Source organism: Dethiosulfovibrio peptidovorans DSM 11002, from assembly GCF_000172975.1.
In the GTDB taxonomy this organism is placed as follows: domain Bacteria; phylum Synergistota; class Synergistia; order Synergistales; family Dethiosulfovibrionaceae; genus Dethiosulfovibrio; species Dethiosulfovibrio peptidovorans.
This window is the reverse complement of record NZ_ABTR02000001.1, coordinates 169,486-189,399: the sequence shown is the minus strand read 5'-3', so window position 1 is coordinate 189,399 and position 19,914 is coordinate 169,486. Positions and strand designations below refer to the sequence as shown.

Genomic DNA, 19,914 nt, shown 5'->3' with positions numbered 1-19,914 from the left:
TTGTCTGTGAAGATATCGACTTTTATGACCGACGAATTATTCGATTTTGTGGGGACCTCCGGAGTTCACGTTATAATGCACGATAACTCGGGAGATCTCTCATCACATTGCGTGGTTACCGAGAGGACGTTCTGGATTGGAGAGCATGGTCCGATGAAGGCGGGGTATATAGACGCCGTTGCTACCCGTCCGACTAAGCAGGGACTGGGATATGGTCGCGCCGTTATGGCAGAATCTTGTCGTGTGTGTAAGTCTATTGGGATGAATATTATGGGGCTGTCTACTTTTATTCCTGAATAGTACGGGGTACGGGTTTTTGGGGTGGAAGGAGTGGAATGGGGTTCTCGGGCTCAAAAAAGGGAGCGAGATTATCCCGACGTCTGATGTAGACGGACTAGTTATGCTCTACGGGCTCGATACTTCGTTCTCTTGGGACCTGTCTCAGCGGTTAATAGCCTTTGGGTGCATATTGGGTGCATGAGGAGGGGAACCAAATAAAAAGGGCTCCGGCGAAACCGCCGGAGCCCTTGCTATTGTTGGTGGGCGACACTGGGTTCGAACCAGTGACCCCTTCCGTGTGAGGGAAGTGCTCTTCCGCTGAGCTAGCCGCCCGATAACGTGATGAGTTGCATTATATAACCCGAGCTCCGATAAATCAACCCCTCTTAAAAAGTCTTCTCCGACGTTTGTATCCATCTTTTACGCTTCACTGTAAGACGTTTGAGTCGTATACTTGGATCGTAAGAAAAGTATATCTTTTTCGCTTTGATGAAACAGCGGAATGGTGATATAGTTCACCTGTAACGCATGTATGATGTATAAAATGTGCAGCTTGAGAGGGGTGAATGGGATGGTTGATCTCTCCGTTTTGGGCGAAGCTTCCGACGTGTGGGATTGCTGGCGCTTCGAGCCTTGGTCCTGCGATGGGCTGTCGGGGGTATATAGAAGGGTCGCCTTCATAAAAGCGGGATTGATGGGAGAGGTGGCTCGTTACTACGCCGACGATTATATCCTCTGGAAATACGACCCAAAGTCTGTGGATCTGGTTAGATCAAGCTGGGGACCAATAAAGGACGTCATGATCCAGAGGGTGCTGTTCGTCTCCGACGAGGATCGCTTCGAGAAAAGGGTCAAGGCTTTTACCATGGGATTTAGGGGGTATCTGGAAACCTATCGTTATTCTCCCATGGGAGAGGGATACAGGAAGATAAAGGATCTCACTCCTTTGGTAGATAAGGCGTGGGAGTTGGTGAATCAGGACGTCGAAGAAGGAGGTGACCTGCAGGGAAACGATTCTTTTGCCGTGTGACGTCATTTTTTAGGTTTATACTTATTTGGATAGTGGGGGTGTGACAATGAATTTTGCGTTTATGTTCATAGTGTCAGCTGTTGTGTTTGTAATCGGTTACAGAGTTTACGGGTCTTTTATGGCCAAGGTCTACGACCTTAACGACGATAACAAGACTCCTGCGGAGTGCATGTTCGACGGTATCGACTATTGTCCGGCCCATCCGGCGGTCCTTCTTGGACACCACTTCGCCTCCATCGCAGGTGCCGGTCCCGTAACCGGCCCAATAGTCGCGGCTTCCATGTTCGGATGGCTTCCGACCCTTCTGTGGTGTATCGTAGGATCCACCTTCCTCGGTGGACCTCACGATATGGGATCGTTGGTCTCCTCCATGCGCCACGACGGTAAGTCTGTCGGAGAGGTCGTCGAACGCTGGATAGGCCATAGGGGGAAGATCCTCTTCCTTTGCTTCACCATACTGGCCCTCATCCTGATCGTGGCGGTCTTCTTGGTTCTCTCTGCCAACACCTTTGCAGCCGACCCCATAGTCGCCTTCGTGGGATGTCTCTATATCTGCATGGCTGTTATCTCAGGTATGCTTATCTATAAATTCCACGCTCCTCTTTGGATGGTCACTGTGGTCATGCTGGCTATCGTCGCGGTGGCCTGTGTGAAGGGCTCTGACAGTCAGACCATAGTGGAGATGTTCAAGCTCCCCAATACGACCTGGAACTACATTCTCGCCGTCTATATCCTGGCCGCCTCGGTTCTGCCGGTTTGGCTTCTGCTTCAGCCCAGAGACTATCTTGCTTCCTACTTCCTTTATTTCGCGGTTATAATAGGCGCTATCGGTATGCTTTTGGGCAGCAAGTTCGACAGCGGTGCGATCCCGATGATGAAGTCCGGCGTCGATTACTTTGGTATAAAGGGACAGCCCATGTGGCCCATGATGTTCGTCATAGTGGCCTGCGGGGCCATATCCGGTTTCCACGCTCTGGTCGGAAGCGGAACCACCTCCAAACAGCTTCGTAAGGAGACCGACGCCATCGTCGTGGGATACGGCTCCATGCTTATGGAGGGCCTCGTAGCCTGTATCGCCATCGGCACCCTCATGGTAGCCGGTTCCATAGTGAAGGGTGGACCGGTGGTCACCTTCGCCGAGGGTTTCGGTAAGTTCGCCTCTTTGGTGGGGATCGATCCGGTTCTTGGAACCCGTCTCGGTGCTATCGCCATTAACAGTTTCCTGCTTACCTCTCTGGACACGGCAACCCGACTGGCCCGTTATCAGATCCAGGAGCTTTCCGGGATGAAGATCAACAAGTACGTCGCCACTATAATAGCTGTGGTAGCGGCCCTGACCCTTGTGATGGTCAAGACCCATGATGCGGCAGGCAACCCCATTCCGGCCTGGAAGGCTATATGGCCCATCTTCGGAGCCGCTAACCAGATGGTCGCAGCTCTGGCTCTGCTCTCCGTAGGCGTCTGGGTGGTAAGAGGACTGAAGAAGAACGCCAATTTCCTTATGGCGCCCTTCTGGTTCATGCTTGTCACCACCATGATGGCCCTAGTCATCCTCATCAAGGGATGGCTTGGATTGGCACAGCCCAACTATCTCCTTGCCGGGGTGGCGTCGATACTCTTCCTCCTGGCTTTGTTGCTGGTGGTAGAGGCCTTTAAGGCGCTTAGATCAGAATAGAGATAACTGATCACTGACTATAAAGAGCAACGCCGATCTCTGAGAGATCGGCGTTGCTCTTTATAGGGATAATTGAATTTTTCGTTACGTTATCTTCTTCCTGGTTCTGATAATTAAAACTCCAGCGGCCCTGTCACCGACTCGGCGGCGGAGAGGATCTCGCCGTTTTTCACCATCCTCGCTATGGCCTCCATGAGGGGGGACATAAAGGTATCCTGTTCCACCTTTGGGACCTCCTGCCTGACCCTGTCGTGGACCGCCTTAGTGGCAGGGGAGGGGGCTATGTCGTAAAAATCCTGGGCCTGACAGGCGTTCAGGATCTCAACCGAGAGTATGTACTTCGCCAAAGAGGCCCCTCTGTAGAGCTTGACCGCCGCGTTGGCTCCCATGCTGGTATAGTCCTCCTGGTTGGCGCAGGTGAAGCCGTTGTCCACCGTGGAAGGGTGGCTTAAGGTCTTCATCTCCCCTAAAAGCCCTGCCGCGGCGTACTGAGGGATCATCAGGCCGTTGTTGAAGCCGGGGTTTGCGTTCAAAAAGGCGGGAAGCTCGCTGACGTGGTGGTTCACCGTCCTGTCCAGTCGCCTCTCGGACATCTTGGCAAGACCTGTAAGGGCTATGATTGCGCAGTCGCAGCCCATTCCAACGTAAGATCCGTCGGCGTTGCAGCCCATAAGGGCCTCGCCTCCGTCTTCGGTGTCGAATATTAGGGGATTATCCACCGACGAGTTAAGCTCTACCGACACTGTCTCAAGCACGTCGGTGAGTATCTTTTTCGCCGCACCGTGTAGCTGAGGGATACACCGAAGGGACAGTGCGTCTTGGACCCGGTGTCCTCGGTATGTCCTCTCGATTTCGCTGTCCTCAAGGAGCCGCCTGACGTTGGAGGCGGTGTCTCCCTGGTGTCTATGGGGCCGAACCTCCTGTATCCTTGGGTCCATCGCCATCAGAGTTCCCTTTAAAACCTCCAGCGACATGGCTCCCGCCACGTCGGCGGTCTGGGCTATCATAAGGGAATCGTATAGTCCGAGGGCCCCTATGGCGGTAACGGAGGTGGTCCCCGATACGATGGTCAGCCCCTCCTTGCTGGAGAGCACCACCGGATCCAGTCCAGCAGCGTTCAGGGCCTCCGATCCATTCATCCTCTGTCTACCGTATACCGCCTGCCCCTCTCCTATGAGGACCGAGCCGATATGGGCCTCGTAGCATATATAGCCCACCGATCCGTGTCCTGGCACCACCGGAACGACTCCGGCGTTGAGCATTCCGGCCAAAAGCTCCAGAGGGGCCATTCTCATCCCCGTGTGTCCCGACCCGAAGTGCTGGAGCATGACGAACATCATGGCCCTTACGCACTCATCCTCCAGAGGCTCTCCGACCGAGCAGGAATGGGAAAGGACGTGGTTTCTCTGGACTATCTCCCTGTCCTCCTGGGAAATAAACCTGTTCCAGTTCTCTCCAAGCCCTGTGGTTATGCCGTAGATGGCTTTCTCCTCCCTGGAGAAATGATCCACGTGGGCTCTGCAACGATTCACCCTGTCTATATATTCCTCTCCGAACTCCACCTTGGCACCGTGACGGGCTACCGCCACTACTTCCTCGATGGAGATCGGACCTCCTAGCATAACCTTTGATATGGAGGGAGCCTGACGCCAGCTTATTTTTTTTATCTCTTCCGTGATCAAAATAGTCCCTCCCTTTGCTCCTTTAAAAAGTCCGATGGGTTCCCCAGCCGTCGGCGGCTATGGGAAGATAGCGAATCTTGGTGCCCTCCACAGCCTCGCCGTAGAGGGCGACGTAAAAGGGACGGTAGACCGATATAGCCTCTTTAAGGGTAACCTCAGGAAGACCTCCAATCCTCCTCCTGAGAACCCGAAGGACCAGCTTCTGTCCCCTTCCGGTGAGCTGGTCCAGGGAAAACTGGCTACCCTGTACCCGATCCTCCGGCACCGTCCGATCCTCAAGCCCCTGAGGGATATCCTCCGCCCAGGCTGCCCCTCCGGTGGTTCCGTTGGCTATGACCCTGCAAAACTGGGCCTTTTTGTCTCTGTCTCCGAAAAAGGTCCTGGAGACGAAGTTAGGGGAGTGGAGTGCCTGGAATATCAGTATGCTGTACTCCACAAAGTGAAGCCTCAACTCTCGAACCTCCTTCCCCATCAGGAGCAGCTTTCCAAAGGGGCCTCCTTTTTTGGAGGCCTGTGCCATGGCGTCCTCCCTAGAAAGGGCTATGGGAAAGGAGCGTATCGCCACCGAATCCATGGCTAACGGTTCGACTCCTCGTGGTGATTTTTCACGAAAGAGAACACGTTGACCAGATAGGTCAAAAATATCACCGTAACCGCCGCCATTACGGCGTAGGGTATGAATTTGCCGACTATAAAGTCGTTGGACGTCTTGAGGGCGTAGAAGATTATTCCCACTATGGACAGATACAGGACTATGAGAAAACCGTCTATCCCGATCCAGCTAATCTCCAGATCCTTGTTTTCCTTTTTAACGTAATCGCTCATATCAAAACCTCCCCTCTATCGGACCGAAAGATCGCTTCTGTCCACTCCGAAGTGGTTTCCTATATACCAGGCTACGAACGATGCAGGCAATGAAAGAACCAGAGGCTCTATGACGGTTATATCCGGAAAGATTTTCAATATCCCGAAGATAGCCCCTCCGACCAGCATGCTCATCAGCCCACCAAGCTCGGTTTTTCGTCCTTTGCTTACGAGTCCTCCGACTATGGGGACGAATGCGGCAGACATCCATATGCTTCCCACGAAAAGAAAAGCATCGTAGACCAGGGTAAACTTGAAGGCCAGGGACAGGCCGATAATCCCCAACATGACGACGGCAGCTCTGGTGTAGTTGACGATGGTCTTTTGGGGCAGGGTTCCTATACCCTTGTACCTGGCGTAAATATCGTTCGCCAATGTGGTTCCTCCGACCAGATAGTAGCTGTCCAAAGTGGATATAATTGCTCCCACAAGTCCCACTATGAAAAGAGCTCTTATGCCGATAGGGAGATTTTCCAAGACCACCTGAACGTAGGCTACCTCCGGTTGGGCTGTTGGATGGAGAGCCTTGACTATGACTCCTGTGGTGCAGATGACTATATCGAAGGCTATCCATATGCAAAAACAGGTAAGCAGAGCCCTTCTACCGACTTTAGGCGAATTGGAAGCGGAAAAACGCTGATAGAAAGTGGGGTCCGCGTAGGGGCTGAAGCAGAATATGACCAGCATGACCGCTTTCCAGAATCCCATTCCACCTGTAGGATCCACTAATTTGACGTTTTCCCCCAAGGCCTGTCTGAGTCCCTCCCATCCTCCTATCTCGGTGAACAGGCCGGGAAAGACCATAGTTACCCCGAATACCATGCAGAAGAACATAATCATGTCGGTGACAGCCACCCCCATAAGGCCGCCGAGGACCGTTAGTACCACCACGATGATCACCATGACTGTTCCAGCTGTAACGTTGCTGACCCCCCAGGCCGCCTGGCCGATGTAACCTACTGCGGTGATCTCTCCGATCTGGGCGCAGACGAAGAACATCATAATTGCCCCTATGAGGGCGACCTTACGTCCGTAAAGACTCTCAAGCAGGTCCGGCACTGTGATGTCGGTCCTTATCTGTATCCGAGGACCGACCCAAAGGGCTAGAGGCATCCTGACCAGGTGTGCTCCTATGGACCAGATCGTCCAGGTGGAGATACCGTAGACCGCCGCATATCCCACCGTTCCCACAACTCCGATTCCTCCGTACCACGATGCCGCTAAAGTCCCTACCACCAGGGACCAAGGAAGGCTTCTGTTGGCCAGATAATAGCTTTCCATATTCTTGGCCGTTTTGGAAAAGTAGTATCCTATTCCTAGGATTAACATTACGAAAAACAGAATGATGACGTTATCAATCGTTCCCAGCATCTCTTTCCCTCCGAACCTATCCAACACGACGACCGGGTCGTCTCTGATGGCCTGAGCGCATTTTTTTAGATTTTAAATCCCCTCCTATGCCTGAAGTATCAGGTCTAGATATAAAATATCATATGATAGACTGATATTTCAACGTATTCGTTGTCTTGCTAGTTTGTTTTTTTATCTCTTTATTTAGATATAGGGATAGTATGTGTTTTGAATCTCCGCAGAAAAATTTGAGCTCCTATCTGATACAATACGGTGGTTAGTCGAGAGTCGATATACGGAGGTGGCAAGGTGGAAAAAGACAGGACTCCACTCAGAGAGAAGGTATATAACTATCTGAGAAGTGAATTGGCTCAGGGGAATTTGGAGCCTGGTAGGTATATAGATATGGGTAGTATGGCTGAAACCTTGAACATCAGTAAGACTCCTTTGAGGGATGCATTGATTCTTTTGGAGTCTGACGGAATAGTTACCATATACCCCAGAAGGGGCATAATGGTGAATCCCGTTACTATGGATACTATAAGGGACATATATCAGATAGGAGCTGGTTTGGAGTCTGTTTTGATGATGTCGGTCTTCGACTACATAGCTCCGGTTCACATAAACAGAATGAAGGATGTCATTAATCAAGCAATGAACTACTTTGAATCAGACGATTTCACCTATGCCTACGAACTCAACAGGATGTTTCACTCGGTTTTCCACGATCTATCTAAAAACGTTCCGTTGAGGAAACAGCTGGACGACGTTTACGACAGGTTGTTTAACTTTCCTGCCAGAGATTTCGATTCTCCCGAGGTCAAGGCGGAGGAATTGGGGTACTGGAGGGAGCATTCTACGATAGTCGGTCTGATCGAAGGAGGTAAAAAGAGAGAGGTCGCCGATTTCATTCGTGACATACACTGGACTCTGAAAGAGGGCTACACCAGAGCCCTTCACGTTCTGCTTCCACACGAAGGCTAGAATAAAAAAGCCCCCGCCGAGGCGGGGGCTTTTCCGTCTTTTCGACTTATGTTACCTCCTGCCCCATTCTTACCATTGCCATGGCTGCCTCTCGCCTGGAGAGAACGGCCTTGGTGGCTCCCAAGGAGGTCAGCTTTTCTACCTCCAGATCGTCCTCTCCTCTTGCCACTATCGGAAGGTTCGGAGACAGTCTTCTTGCCGTCTCCACCACGGTCCTGGCCGTTCTGGGATCCTCGGAGGCTACTATGAGAAGAGATGCTTTATCCAGTTTGGCAACCTCGAGGATCGATATCATCGAGGGGTCCCCGTATATTAGAGAGAGCCCCTTTTTCTTCATCGACTCGAACGTGCGGTATTGTGGCTCTATAGTGACGATCGGGGTATCTGTCTTTTCTCTCAATATGTCCACCACGTAGGTAGATATGGTTCCTCCGCCTGTGACGACTATGTGACCCGACTGCTCCTCCGGCAGGTTGACCGCGGTTATCCTGCCCTCGGGAAGTCTCCGTTTTACCGTCTTGTATATGGTGTCGGTGAAACCCGATATGATCGATCCCCCCAGCATGGAGAGTATGACCACGTTCAGGGTTATCGAGTAAACCTCCTCTCCCAGGACGCCCATGGAGTTGCCTGTCTGTATGAGAACGAAGGCCATCTCCGATATAGGTAGCATTCCCAGAAATAAGGCCAGAGGTATAACCCTGCGATAACCCATTATCCAGGATATTCCGCTCAGTATGGCGCCTTTCCCCATCGTTACGGCTAGGGTAAGCAGGAGGACCGTTCCAAGGTGATTTATCAGGAAAGATGGATCCATAAGCATCCCTACCGAGACGAAGAAGAGGAGTCCGAAAATGTCTCTCAGGGGGATCAGCTCCGACATGGCTTTGTGTCCGTAGTCCGATTCGCTCAACACGACTCCTGCCACGAATGCTCCGAAGGCAGACGACAGTCCTATAGTCGCGGAGAGACTGCCGATTCCAAGCCCCATGGCCATGACGAAAAGCAGAAAGAGTTCTCTCGACTCCCATTGGGATACTTTTCGAAGGGCCCAGGGAATGGCCTTGGTTCCCATGATCGCCATGGAGGCCAGAAAGGCCGTTGCGTATCCTGCGGACTTCGCCAGAGGAGCCCATCCTCCTCCCTGACTTCCGTGGATGAGGAATATCATTATGGGAATCACGCAGAGGTCCTGCACTATGGACATCCCCAGCATGATCCTTCCCGAAAGGGTTCTGTCGTATCCTCTGGAGGTCAAGGTTTTGAGTATTACGGCGGTGCTGGAGGATACCATGGCGGCGGCGAACCACAGGGCCTGTCCACCCCATCCTTGGGCGTCGGCGATGAAGGTGACGTACCCCATGGTTAAGGCAACTTGTATCAGGGTTCCTCCGAAGGCTATACGGCCTATGGGGCGAAGGTCTTTGAGGGAGAACTCCAGCCCCAGGGAGAACAAAAGCAAGGTCGCCCCTATGTCGGCCAGTCTCTCGATGTTGTTCACTTCCGATACGGTGGCTCCCCCGGTGTAGGGACCTATAAGGATCCCCGCCACTATGTATCCCAATATGAGGGGCTGACGGAAGAACCTCGCTAACGAGCCTCCTAGCAACCCTGCCAGTATTACCAGACTGAGGTCGCCGGCGATACCGCTCACATCAGTTCCACTCCGATTCGTAGTCGCTCAGATGGTCGGTTCTGTTCAACGCCGTCAGAGAATAGCCCCTACCGCCGTGTACCATAACGGAGATGGAGGCCGTGTCGAAGTGAAGCTTCCAGAACCAGGGATCGCCTATGCCGATGCAGGAGGAGACAAGGGGTTTCAGAACGGTCCTGTGGCTTACCAGGGCTATGGTTTTTCCTATGTGAAGCTCTATCAGGCTGTCCAGCTTTTCCCTGGACCTTTTCATCACGTCCGTGAGGGGCTCCATCCCGGAAAAGTTCAGTTTTTCCGGAGCGTTCAGCCAAAGACTCCACAGCTCCGGCTCTTCCTCGGCTATCTCGTCTTTTCTCCTGCCCTCCCATCGGCCCAGGGAGATGTTGTTTATCTCGGGGCATTCCACGACGGAGAGGCCGATCTTTCCCGCTATGGCTTGAGCTGTCTGTTTGGCCCTTAGAAGAGGGCTGGAGTAGATGCGATCTATCGTCAGGTTCGCGAGGGCCCTGCCGACCTCCTCTGCCTGTCTCATCCCCCGGGAGTTCAGGGGAAAGTCCTTGTTACCTCTGAACATGCCCTCTTTGTTGCCGTCGCATTCACCGTGTCTGACCAGTATCAAAGTGGTTTTTTCGTGGTCCATATATATCCCTCCAGTGATATTGTCTTTAATCCCCGTAGATTATAATCGTCCTAGGGTAAAAATACGTGGTTTTCGTCTGACCAGTATTGACAATCAGACGTTGGATTGGTACTCTACTGCTTGTGAATCATCGGTTAGCACTCACATGTGTAGAGTGCTAGTATTCTTGGAGGGGATGCCATGCTCACGGAACGTCAGCTGGAGATAGTCCTGTCCGTCGTTTACGAGTATATCTCGACTGGAGAGCCCGTCGGATCCAGGACTATATCCAAAAAGTACATCAAGGGATGTAGTGCCGCTACCGTGAGAAACGAGATGGCGGACCTTGAGGATATGGGATATCTCTTTCAACCCCATACATCGGCGGGTAGAATACCGACACCCTCTTCCTATAGAGTCTACGTGAACTCGATAATGCACAGAAGGAGAATGGCCCCTCCAGGGTTGGAATCCTGGGTGAGGACGGTCAAGAGGCAGAGGAACAGCGTCGAGGCGGCCTTGTCCAAGGTGTCCCGTCTTCTGGGGCAGGTCACCAGCTATATCGGGGTGGCGGCGATTACCGTCGTGGACGAGCAGAAACTTCAGAAGGTGGATTTCGTCCGTCTGGAGGACGGATCGGTCCTGTTTCTGGTGGTCCTGGAGGGTGGAGTTATCCGTCACAGGAGGATAGCCCTTGGAGGCGACCTGGATCAGAAGGAGTTGGACGAGCTTTCACTTACGGTAAACAGAGTGGCGTCGGGAAAATCCTGGAGCAAGGTAAGAGACGCTCTTTACGGATATATAACGGCACAGCTGGAGGAGTACTGGGGGGCGTGCCGGTTGGCTTTGGAACGGCTAGACTCTATGTTGGCTCAGGAGTCATATCACATGAGCACCGGAGGAATGAGCCAGATTTTCAACGTTCCCGATTTTGCCGATCTCGGAAGACTTCAGGCTCTTCTGGCTCTGGTGGAGGAGGAGAGCGAACTGGTCGGAATGATCAAGGCATGTTCTACCGACGAGGGCGTTCGTGTCACCATAGGAAGCGAAAACGCTCTCGAGCCCATGAGGGATTGTTCGGTGGTGATGGCCTCTGCCAACAGCGGATCCAGTAGGTCTGTGGTGGGGCTCATCGGGCCTATGAGGATGAACTACGAGCATTCCATCGCCGTTTTAGAGGCCGTCCTGGATGGACTTGGCGACGATGATTTCGATATAGACGATATGGAGGAGGAATGACCGCCATGGAAGAGATCAAAGATCTTCATGACGAGGAGGGCCGAGAGGTTCAGGACGAGGCTGCCTGTGAGGTGGTCGGCGAGGATCCTTCGACCGATATAACCGATCTGGAATCCAGGATAGAGGAACTGGAGGAGGAGAGGGATCGATTCAAGGAGCTCGCCGCCAGGGCTCAGGCGGATCTCATCAACTATCGCACCAGGATGGAACGAGAGATGAGCAGGACCAAGGAACTGGCCTGCGAGAGAAGCGCTCTCGAGATGTTTCCCGTTTTGGACAATCTGGACAGGGTCCTTCAGGTTAAGGACGGATCCGATCTAGACACGGTGGTAGAGGGTATTCGGATGGTTCGAAAGCAGTTCTTAAGTGCTCTCGAGGCGTTGGGCGTCGAGACCGTAGAGTCCGTAGGGAAGTCCTTCTCTCCACAGTATCACGAGGCTATCGGAATGGTGGAGGTAGAGGACGAGGAACAGGATGGGATCGTTATCGACGAGTTTCAGACCGGTTACGTCCTGGCGGGGAAGGTAATTCGTCCCGCCAAGGTTAGAGTAGGATCTTATAAAGGATAGACAAGCCCCCTGAAAGCGGGGAATTCCAAGTATCGATAGAGGTGACTTATTATGGCAAAAGTAGTGGGAATAGACCTGGGAACGACCAACAGCTGTATCGCGGTTAAGGAAGGCGACAACGTAACTATTATCCCCAACTCGGAGGGAGCCAGAACAACCCCTTCCGTGGTGGCTTTTACCAAAGAGGGAGAGAGATTGGTCGGCCAGCTCGCTAAGAGACAGGCCATCGTCAATTCGGACAACACGGTGATGTCCATCAAGAGGCATATGGGAACCGATTATGTCGTCTCCGCCGGAGGGAAGAAGTATACCCCTCAGGAGATCTCCGCGATGATCCTTCAGAAGATGAAAAGGGACGCCGAGGAGTATCTTGGAGAGGAGGTCAAGCAGGCGGTCATAACCGTGCCTGCCTACTTCACCGACGCTCAGAGACAGGCCACCAAGGACGCCGGAGCCATAGCAGGTCTCGAGGTGCTTCGTATCATCAACGAGCCTACCGCCGCGAGCCTGGCCTACGGCATGAATAAGCAGGGAGAGGCCAAGCTTTTGGTGTTCGACCTCGGAGGAGGAACCTTCGACGTATCCGTCCTCGACGTTGGAGACGGTGTGTTCGAGGTGTTGGCCACCCACGGTGACAACCAGCTCGGAGGAGACGACTGGGATATGGCCGTCGTCGACTGGATGGTAGCCGAGTTCAAAAAGTCCGAGGGAATCGATCTTTCCTCCGACAAGATGGCCCTCCAGAGGCTTCGTGAGGCCGCTGAGAAGGCGAAGATAGAGCTTTCCTCCATGCCGGAGACCTCCATATCCTTGCCCTTCATAACTGCCAACGAGACTGGGCCCAAGCACATGGAGCTATCCCTCTCCAGGGCCAAGTTCGAGGAGATAACCTCCGATCTTCTGGCCAGGGTTGTAGGACCGGTCAAGAGGGCTTTGGAAGACAGCGACCTCGACGCCTCGTCCATCGACAAGGTTCTACTTGTCGGAGGCTCCACTAGGATGCCCATGGTTCAGAGGAAGATAAAAGAGCTTCTCGACAAGGATCCCACCAAGGGTATAAACCCCGACGAGTGCGTTGCCGCCGGTGCCGCCATTCAGGGATCGATCATGAGCGGCGATTCGGACAAGAACATAGTTCTCGTCGACGTTACCCCTCTTTCCCTCGGCATCGAGACTTTAGGCGGCGTCTGTACCAGGATAATAGAGAGGAATACCGCCATTCCCGTGACCAAGAGCCAGATATTTACCACCGCCGCGGACGGACAGACCCAGGTGGAGATAAAGGTCCTTCAGGGGGAAAGATCGATGGCGGCGGACAACGTGGTACTGGGAACCTTCGTGCTGGACGGAATTCCCCCCGCTCCCAGAGGTGTCCCTCAGGTGGAGGTGTCCTTCAACATAGACGTCAACGGTATACTCAACGTCAAGGCCACCGACAAGGGGACGGGCAAGGAACAGCATATAACCATACAGTCCTCCAATCTCAGCAAGGACGAGATCGACAGGATGAAAAAGGAGGCGGAGGCCAACGAAAGCGCCGACGCCAAGAAAAAGGCTTACATAGAGGCGAAGAACGAGGCGGATGCCTTGGTCTACAGGACCGAAAAACTCATATCCGATCTAGGCGATAAGATTACCGCCGAAGAGACGGGATCAATCCAGTCCAAGATAGACGATGTCAAGAAGTCCCTGGAGGGAGAAGATCCCTCTGCTATAGAGTCGGCCTGTTCAGCTCTCAACGAAGAGGTCCAGAAGTTCTCCACCAGGCTCTACCAGCAGGCGGGTGAACAGCCCGGCGAGGGGCAGCAGGCCGAGGGTGGACCGTCCGGAGCTTCGGACGAGACGGTGGACGCCGAGTTCACCGAATAGTCCGGAGGAGAGGAAGTAGATGGCGGCCGGAACGGGACGCGATTACTACGAGATCCTCGGCGTCTCCCGGGAGGCCTCGGCGGATGAGATAAAGAAGGCCTACCGCCGTCTGGTCAGGCAGTACCATCCCGACGCCAACCCGGGAAACTCGGAGGCGGAGGCCAAGTTCAAGGAGATCAGCGAGGCTTACGAGATCCTCAGTGATTCCAAGAAGAGGGCCCAGTACGACCAATTCGGTCATGTAGGCGAGGGAGGCAATCCCTTCGGAGACATGGGCGGAATGGGGGATATCTTCGGCGACCTTTTCGATAACATGTTCGGCGGAGGGTTCGGAAGAGGAGGAGCCCGTAGGGACGGTCCCAGAAGGGGTGCGGACCTGGAGATGGAGCTTGTGATCACCCTGGAAGAGGCGGCCTTGGGAATCGCCAAGGAGGTATCGGTCCCCAGGTGGGAGACCTGTAGCCACTGCGACGGAAAGGGAGCCGAGCCCGGATCGGAGGTCCGTACCTGCGAGACCTGTCATGGATCTGGACAGGTCCGAAGGAAAACCCAGACCCTGTTCGGTCAGGCCGTTACCGTGGGGACCTGTCCCGACTGCGGCGGTTCCGGCAAGGTATTCGAGAAAAAATGCCACGAGTGCGGCGGTCAGGGGCGTGTTCGTAAAAAGAGAGATCTAAAAGTCAACATACAGGCGGGGGTGGACAGAGGCACGAGGCTCAGGGTCCCCGGCTCAGGGGAGGCTGGTCAGAACGGTGGACCTCCCGGGGATCTTTACCTGGTGATAGACGTCCTTCCTCACGAGGATTTCGAGCGTGACGGAATGGATCTTCATCGCAGGCTTCCTCTGCCTTTCCCCCTTGCGGCTTTGGGAGGAGACGTCACCGTCTCGACCTTGATCGACGGCGAGAAAAAAGTGACGGTCTCCTCCGGAACGGAGCCAGGAGAGGTCTTGAGGGTAAAGGGGTGCGGTATGCCCAGCCTTCGAAACACGTCCAGAAGAGGCGACCTCTTCCTCCATACGACGGTGGAGGTCCCAAAGAAACTCACCGATCGCCAGAGAGGTCTGATAGAGGCTCTTGCATCGGAGATGAAGGTCGACGTCGAGACCGACGGCGGAGGCGTTTTCGAAAAATTGAAAGGGCTATTCAGTTAGTCTGTTCTAACGAGGAGGATATCCCTCCTCGTTTTTTTTGGCGCTCTTGTTATAATAGATGGCGACGGTGCCGAAGGGCACTGATCTTGTGGCTGACGGAGCCTGGCTGTTCCTGAGGCACTGCGGAGGGATTTTTATGACTGAGACCGATAGCTACTGGTGGTATATAACCCTGAAAGGACCTGCTGGGCAGGGAGAGGTTCTTCAATCTCTTGCCGAGGCCTCCGGCTGTATCGGATCGGAAGAGGACGATAAACCTTCTGCCGTCGAGCTTCGAGCCTATTACAGGAGCAACTACGATCTGGGACACTGGATGGAACAGTTGACTCCCTTGATGTCCGAGTGGCCCGAGGTCTCCGTCTACGATATGGGAAGACTGGAGAACCGTCAGTGGAACGCCCTCTCGTTGGAGGCGTTCCCCCCTCTCAACATAGGGGAGAGGTTCGTCGTACTGGCTCCCTGGCATAGAGGCAAGGAGCCGGAGGGAAGAATACCTCTGTACATAAATCCCGGAAGCGCATTCGGAACCGGTTATCACGAGAGCACCCAGAACGTACTGTCACTGATGGAGAAATACCTCTCCCACGAGGCCGCTGTGGCCGATATCGGCTGCGGTTCTGGCATACTTTCCATCGCCGCGGCCAAGCTGGGAGCTGGGGTGGTTTACGCCAGAGACCTCGATCCTGCCGTTATGGACGAAGTCCGGTCGAACCTCGACCTTAACGATCTCGGCGATGTCCCGGTTCACGTTGAGGAAGGCGATCTGCTAAACGGTTTCGATAAGGTGGTGGACCTGCTCGTCGCAAACATCCTTCTTGAACCTCTGCTCAAGATGATTCCTCAGGTTCCGGAGGCGATAGGCGACGCCGGGATCGCCATATTCTCAGGGCTTACGGTCAGCGAGAGGGATATTTTCGTATCCGCTTTATCCCGTTCGGGGCTGACTGTCGTCGAGGAGGTTTCCAGCGACGACTGGCTGGGTTTGGCGGTGAAGAAGGGGTGACGGAGTTCTCCGTTCGAATAAAGGCACTGGGCTGTCGGACAAACCTCTACGAGGCCGATGCCATAGCCTCGGCCTTCACGAGAGCGGGATGCAGGATCACGGAAGGAAACGACTGGGATGCCGCTGTGCTGGTGTCCTGCTCCGTAACGGCCGAGGCGGACAGAAAATCGAGACAGATCGTCCGGAGGTTCAGACGGGCTTCTCCGGAAGGGCTGGTCGTGGCCACCGGCTGCTGGGCCCAGGGAATCTCGTACGATGAGGCAAAGGCCCTTGGGGTGGATCTGCTGGTAGGGAACAGGAGAAAGGACGAGGTCGTTCCTTTGGTGATGGAGACCTTGAGAGGCGGAGTTCCCCATGGAGTCATGGAGACGGTCGCAACCTCGTCTCGTTGGGAGTCTCTCTTTCTTGACAGGCCCAGCTTGACCACCAGGGCGTTTCTGAAGGTTCAGGATGGCTGTGATCACTTTTGTAGTTACTGCATAATCCCCTTTTTGAGGGGGAAACCTGTAAGTCGTCCTCTGGACGATCTGGAAAGGGAGGTCCGCTCGGTGGTCGAATCCGGATGTCCGGAGATCGTCCTGACCGGGGTGCATCTCGGCCTTTACGGCAGAGAAGGAGGTCCGGGGTTGGCGGATCTGCTGAGAGCGGTCGGAGCGATAGACGGGGTTAAACGTATCCGTTTTGGATCTCTCGAGCCCTTTTCCGTGGGAGACGACTTGTTGGATGCCATGGCCGAGATCGAGTCATTCTGTCCTCACCTCCATCTGCCCCTTCAAAGCGGGGACGATAGGGTACTGAACGCCATGGGAAGAGGGCACACAGCGGACGAATACCTGAGTCTGCTCGACAGAATAAAGTCTGCCATGGGAGAGGACGTCCACATATCGACGGATATCCTGGTGGGGTTCCCCGGAGAGGACGATCTAGCCTTCGCAAACACCTTATCGGTTCTGGAATTGGGCGGCATAGGCCGTATCCACAGCTTCCCCTATTCTCCCAGGAAGGGAACGAAGGCGGCCTCTTTGCCGGACAGACCTCCTAAATCGATCGCAGAGGAAAGATGCAAGACCGTGATAGAAAAGGGAAGGGAACTGCTGGACCGTTACGTATCCCGCTGGGTAGGCAAGGAAGAACTTCTGTTGATCGAAGAGGTCTCCGAGGGGAGGGTCTCGGGTTACACGCCTCATTTCATAAGGCTGTCCGCCCTGGGATGCGGAAAAGTAGACGGGATAGTTCGTTGCCGTATCGCTGATATGGTCGATGGAGAGCTCCGAGGAGAGGTGATCTCCCCGTGAGATCCGGACGAATCGTATTGGGTATAGACCTGGGAACTCGCTATGCCCTTGCGGCTGTACACAAAGACCTGGAAGGTGCCGTGTTGATCCCTAACCGATGGGGAGAGGTCAAGACCCCCTCGGTGGTGTGTTTCGACCGTGGAAAATGGCTTGTAGGGGAGGAGGCCCGACGCATGGTCTCCCGACCGGATCGTCGTTGTTGGTGGGATGTCAAGAGGCATCTCGGCTCCGACTGGTATCCCTCCGTAGGAGGAAGGAATCGATCCGCTCAGGAAATGCTGGTTCCCCTCATATCCGAGATAAGGGAGGACTGCGAGGCCTTTTTGGGTCATGTTGTGACCGACTGCGTGCTGACCGTGCCGGCTCAGTTCAGCTTTCTCGAGCGTTCCGCCGCCGCCCGTGCCGCCAGGGAGGCGGGATTCGAGGAGGTTCGCATACTGAACGAGCCGACCGCCGCCGCCCTGTATTGCGAGAGTTCCGGGAGGATTCTGGTCTTCGACTTCGGCGGGGGAACCGTAGATTTGTCCGTGGTGGAGAGAGACGGAGACACCTGGCAGGTCTTGGAAAGCCTGGGCGACTCCTCCATCGGAGGGGTCGAATTGGATAAGGCTCTAGTGAGGTATCTGGCAGAGAGGCTGGGAGTCTCCTTCGAGGATGATAACCCCATGCACGGTCTTCTTATGGTGGAGGCCGAAAGGCTTAAATGCGAGCTGTCCTTCAGGGAAAAATTGACCTGGAATCCGCCTCTTCCTCTGGCTGGAGACATAAGGGAACTGTCACTTTCCAGGGTGGATCTGGAGCGCTTGTTCATGCCCTTGATAAGAAAGGCGATCGACCTGGCAGCCTTGCTCTGCCGTCGGCACGAACCTCAGAGCGTCGTTATGGTGGGAGGAAGCAGTCGCATCCCGGTCCTCAGACGTATGTTGTCGGAGGAGATAACCATACCGGTGAGGATGGGTCGTTGTCCCGACGAAGCCGTGGCGCTGGGTGCTGCAATGTATGGGGTCAACGGGGAGAACCGTCTTCTGCTGGACGTCCTCTCCGAGAGCCTTGGCGTGATCGCCTTCGACGGAACCCCTGTCCCCCTTCTCGGCAAGGGACATCCCCTTCCAGCCAGGTCCGATCGAGCCTTTCGTAGCGTTTCCGACGGGGATTTTCAACTCCGTATGTATCAGGGAGACCATCTTTCCAGAAGAAGATGCAGGGAAATAGCCAGACTGGATCTTAAGGGCATGAAGGAAGGCGAGAAGGTGGACCTGAACTTCCGTGTAGATTCGGGGGGGCTCTTGAACGTGGTCCTCTCCAGAGAGTTCGGCGATTCCATTCATATCGCTCCGATGGAATTGGGGGTAACCTCACGCAAGGGCGAGGATAAGCTATCGCTGAGCTCTCTGGAGATTCGCATCGCTCGGCTTTCTCCCGGATTGTCGCCGGAACAGCAGGATAAGATAAACGAGGCCTTTGGAAAGGTCTCACTGATGCGCGATCTGGAGCCCCTTTTATACGAGGACGGCATAGGTGAGCTGGCCAGGATGACCTCGGCCTTGGAGGATGTGATCATGGGATGACGAGGCTTTCAGCCAGCGATTGCTACTCTGTACTGGGTCTTCCTGTCGGGGCTCCCTGGTCGGATGTCAAATCGGCTTTCAGGAGGCTCGCTCGTAGTACCCATCCGGACGTAGGAAAAGGCGTCGAGGAGGGCGATTTCGAGAGAATCTCCGAGGCGTATATGGTCCTCAGGGACATGTTTCGTTCCGGAGAGACCTTCAAAGAGGAGCCGCCGGATAGAGGTAGAACAGTGGATTTCAGGAAGTTTATGGATCCCCTGGTAAGGGCCTCTTCCTGGGTTTCCAGGACCGTCGGCGATATCTCCAGGAAGAGACGGGAAAAAAAGGAGGAAAAGGAACGCCGTTTCAGAGAAGAGAGACTGAAGAGGGCTAAAAAGGTGGATGATATACTCTCCGGGACGGAGATCCATATAGATTCGTTGCTCTCCAGGGTCGATAGGTCGGGGGGGATTTCGGAAAGGCAGAGGCTGCTCAGACGGCTCAAGAGTGCCTTGCCCGAGGTTCGGGGACTGGCCCTGCAGGGGTTGAAGGGCTCTCTGTGCTCTCAGGAGGTTTTGTCGGCTGTGGAGGAGAGCATCTCCCTCTACGGTATGGACGAGGTCGGTGTCGAAGCTGTCGTCTCCATCTCCGATCCTATGAGTTCCCTGAGACTGGCAATGGCGGTGGCTCCCCATTTCGGGGATATGACTCTGGGTACGGCACGGAGATATCTTCGATGGTTGAGAGCCCTTCCCGGGGGGCCAGCGGTATACGCCGGACTTCAGGACCCGGTTTCCTCTCAGGTGGCGGGCTTGCTTGTCTCTTTCTGGCCGCAGGATCTGCCCTTTCTTCCGGAGTCTAGGGTGTCTTCGCTTTTGGGTAGGGACCAGGAAGATCTGTTGGTTCCTCTCCTCAGGCAGTTATATCGGAGAGGATGTCCCAGGGTTTTTCTGCCCCGAATAGAGGAGATTTCGCAAAATTCCCCTTCTCCTGCGGTAAAAGCTTGGTCTCGTGCTATTGTATGTCGGAGCACAGTAGTATAAAATGATCTTTAGTTCTTTCGATCTGTTTGTTCGATCGACGAGACGAGTCAGAGAGGCGA

Annotated in this window: 18 protein-coding genes and 1 tRNA gene; 12 read left to right on the top strand and 7 right to left on the bottom strand. The window is 54.3% G+C overall.

Annotated features, from left to right (window positions below):
• Positions 1 to 24 precede the first annotated feature (24 nt).
• Positions 25 to 300, top strand: a complete 276-nt coding sequence (locus DPEP_RS13700; protein ID WP_198003007.1) for a GNAT family N-acetyltransferase — start codon at positions 25 to 27, stop codon at positions 298 to 300.
• A 237-nt stretch (positions 301 to 537) separates the two neighbouring features.
• On the opposite strand, the gene DPEP_RS00980 is transcribed toward DPEP_RS13700, so the two are convergent.
• Positions 538 to 612: transfer RNA gene (locus DPEP_RS00980), tRNA-Val, on the bottom strand.
• A 199-nt stretch (positions 613 to 811) separates the two neighbouring features.
• On the opposite strand from DPEP_RS00980, the gene DPEP_RS00975 reads away from it, so the two are divergent.
• Positions 812 to 1,309 (top strand): hypothetical protein, encoded by a 498-nt coding sequence (locus DPEP_RS00975; RefSeq protein WP_206740452.1) that lies wholly within the window; start codon positions 812 to 814, stop codon positions 1,307 to 1,309.
• A gap of 46 nt (positions 1,310 to 1,355) precedes the next feature.
• Entirely contained in the window at positions 1,356 to 2,984 is a 1,629-nt protein-coding gene (locus DPEP_RS00970) for a carbon starvation CstA family protein (RefSeq protein WP_005658812.1), read from the top strand.
• A gap of 113 nt (positions 2,985 to 3,097) precedes the next feature.
• Here the strand turns inward: DPEP_RS00970 and DPEP_RS00965 are convergent, their stop codons facing one another.
• The 4 genes from DPEP_RS00965 to DPEP_RS00950 are packed head-to-tail and all read right to left on the bottom strand — an operon-like array spanning position 3,098 to position 6,901.
• The gene (locus tag DPEP_RS00965) at positions 3,098 to 4,666 is read right to left on the bottom strand and encodes an HAL/PAL/TAL family ammonia-lyase (RefSeq protein ID WP_005658811.1); all 1,569 of its coding nucleotides are present in this window, start codon (positions 4,664 to 4,666) and stop codon (positions 3,098 to 3,100) included.
• A gap of 22 nt (positions 4,667 to 4,688) precedes the next feature.
• The gene (locus DPEP_RS00960) at positions 4,689 to 5,240 is read right to left on the bottom strand and encodes a hypothetical protein (RefSeq protein WP_005658810.1); all 552 of its coding nucleotides are present in this window, start codon (positions 5,238 to 5,240) and stop codon (positions 4,689 to 4,691) included.
• 2 nt (positions 5,241 to 5,242) lie between these two features.
• The gene (locus DPEP_RS00955) at positions 5,243 to 5,491 is read right to left on the bottom strand and encodes a hypothetical protein (protein WP_005658808.1); all 249 of its coding nucleotides are present in this window, start codon (positions 5,489 to 5,491) and stop codon (positions 5,243 to 5,245) included.
• Positions 5,492 to 5,506: 15 nt separating this feature from the next.
• Entirely contained in the window at positions 5,507 to 6,901 is a 1,395-nt protein-coding gene (locus DPEP_RS00950; protein ID WP_005658806.1) for a sodium:solute symporter family protein, read from the bottom strand.
• A 288-nt stretch (positions 6,902 to 7,189) separates the two neighbouring features.
• On the opposite strand from DPEP_RS00950, the gene DPEP_RS00945 reads away from it, so the two are divergent.
• Complete coding sequence (locus DPEP_RS00945) at positions 7,190 to 7,864, top strand: GntR family transcriptional regulator (RefSeq protein WP_005658804.1); 675 nt, start codon at positions 7,190 to 7,192, stop codon at positions 7,862 to 7,864.
• A gap of 46 nt (positions 7,865 to 7,910) precedes the next feature.
• Here DPEP_RS00945 and DPEP_RS00940 read toward each other — a convergent pair whose 3' ends face one another.
• Both DPEP_RS00940 and DPEP_RS00935 read right to left on the bottom strand, forming a co-directional pair.
• Complete coding sequence (locus DPEP_RS00940; RefSeq protein WP_005658802.1) at positions 7,911 to 9,518, bottom strand: cation:proton antiporter; 1,608 nt, start codon at positions 9,516 to 9,518, stop codon at positions 7,911 to 7,913.
• A 1-nt stretch (position 9,519) separates the two neighbouring features.
• Positions 9,520 to 10,158 (bottom strand): histidine phosphatase family protein, encoded by a 639-nt coding sequence (locus DPEP_RS00935; protein ID WP_005658801.1) that lies wholly within the window; start codon positions 10,156 to 10,158, stop codon positions 9,520 to 9,522.
• A gap of 180 nt (positions 10,159 to 10,338) precedes the next feature.
• On the opposite strand from DPEP_RS00935, the gene hrcA reads away from it, so the two are divergent.
• The 8 genes from hrcA (at position 10,339) to DPEP_RS12535 (ending at position 19,855) form a co-directional block, all read left to right on the top strand.
• Complete coding sequence (gene hrcA / locus DPEP_RS00930; RefSeq protein ID WP_005658799.1) at positions 10,339 to 11,376, top strand: heat-inducible transcriptional repressor HrcA; 1,038 nt, start codon at positions 10,339 to 10,341, stop codon at positions 11,374 to 11,376.
• 5 nt (positions 11,377 to 11,381) lie between these two features.
• Complete coding sequence (locus tag DPEP_RS00925; RefSeq protein ID WP_005658797.1) at positions 11,382 to 11,945, top strand: nucleotide exchange factor GrpE; 564 nt, start codon at positions 11,382 to 11,384, stop codon at positions 11,943 to 11,945.
• Between the two features lie 51 nt (positions 11,946 to 11,996).
• On the top strand, positions 11,997 to 13,814 hold the full coding sequence (gene dnaK / locus DPEP_RS00920; protein ID WP_005658794.1) for a molecular chaperone DnaK: 1,818 nt from the start codon (positions 11,997 to 11,999) through the stop codon (positions 13,812 to 13,814).
• A 19-nt stretch (positions 13,815 to 13,833) separates the two neighbouring features.
• Positions 13,834 to 14,967, top strand: coding sequence for a molecular chaperone DnaJ (gene dnaJ, locus DPEP_RS00915; protein ID WP_005658791.1), 1,134 nt, complete (start codon positions 13,834 to 13,836; stop codon positions 14,965 to 14,967).
• Between the two features lie 136 nt (positions 14,968 to 15,103).
• Positions 15,104 to 15,970, top strand: coding sequence for a 50S ribosomal protein L11 methyltransferase (locus tag DPEP_RS00910; RefSeq protein WP_005658789.1), 867 nt, complete (start codon positions 15,104 to 15,106; stop codon positions 15,968 to 15,970).
• Positions 15,967 to 17,265, top strand: coding sequence for a tRNA (N(6)-L-threonylcarbamoyladenosine(37)-C(2))-methylthiotransferase MtaB (mtaB, locus tag DPEP_RS00905; RefSeq protein ID WP_005658787.1), 1,299 nt, complete (start codon positions 15,967 to 15,969; stop codon positions 17,263 to 17,265). The genes DPEP_RS00910 and mtaB overlap by 4 nt, the downstream gene beginning before the upstream one ends.
• Positions 17,262 to 18,833, top strand: coding sequence for an Hsp70 family protein (locus tag DPEP_RS00900; protein ID WP_005658785.1), 1,572 nt, complete (start codon positions 17,262 to 17,264; stop codon positions 18,831 to 18,833). Before mtaB ends, DPEP_RS00900 begins: the two co-directional genes overlap by 4 nt.
• The gene (locus DPEP_RS12535; protein ID WP_005658782.1) at positions 18,830 to 19,855 is read left to right on the top strand and encodes a J domain-containing protein; all 1,026 of its coding nucleotides are present in this window, start codon (positions 18,830 to 18,832) and stop codon (positions 19,853 to 19,855) included. Before DPEP_RS00900 ends, DPEP_RS12535 begins: the two co-directional genes overlap by 4 nt.
• Positions 19,856 to 19,914: the final 59 nt, after the last annotated feature.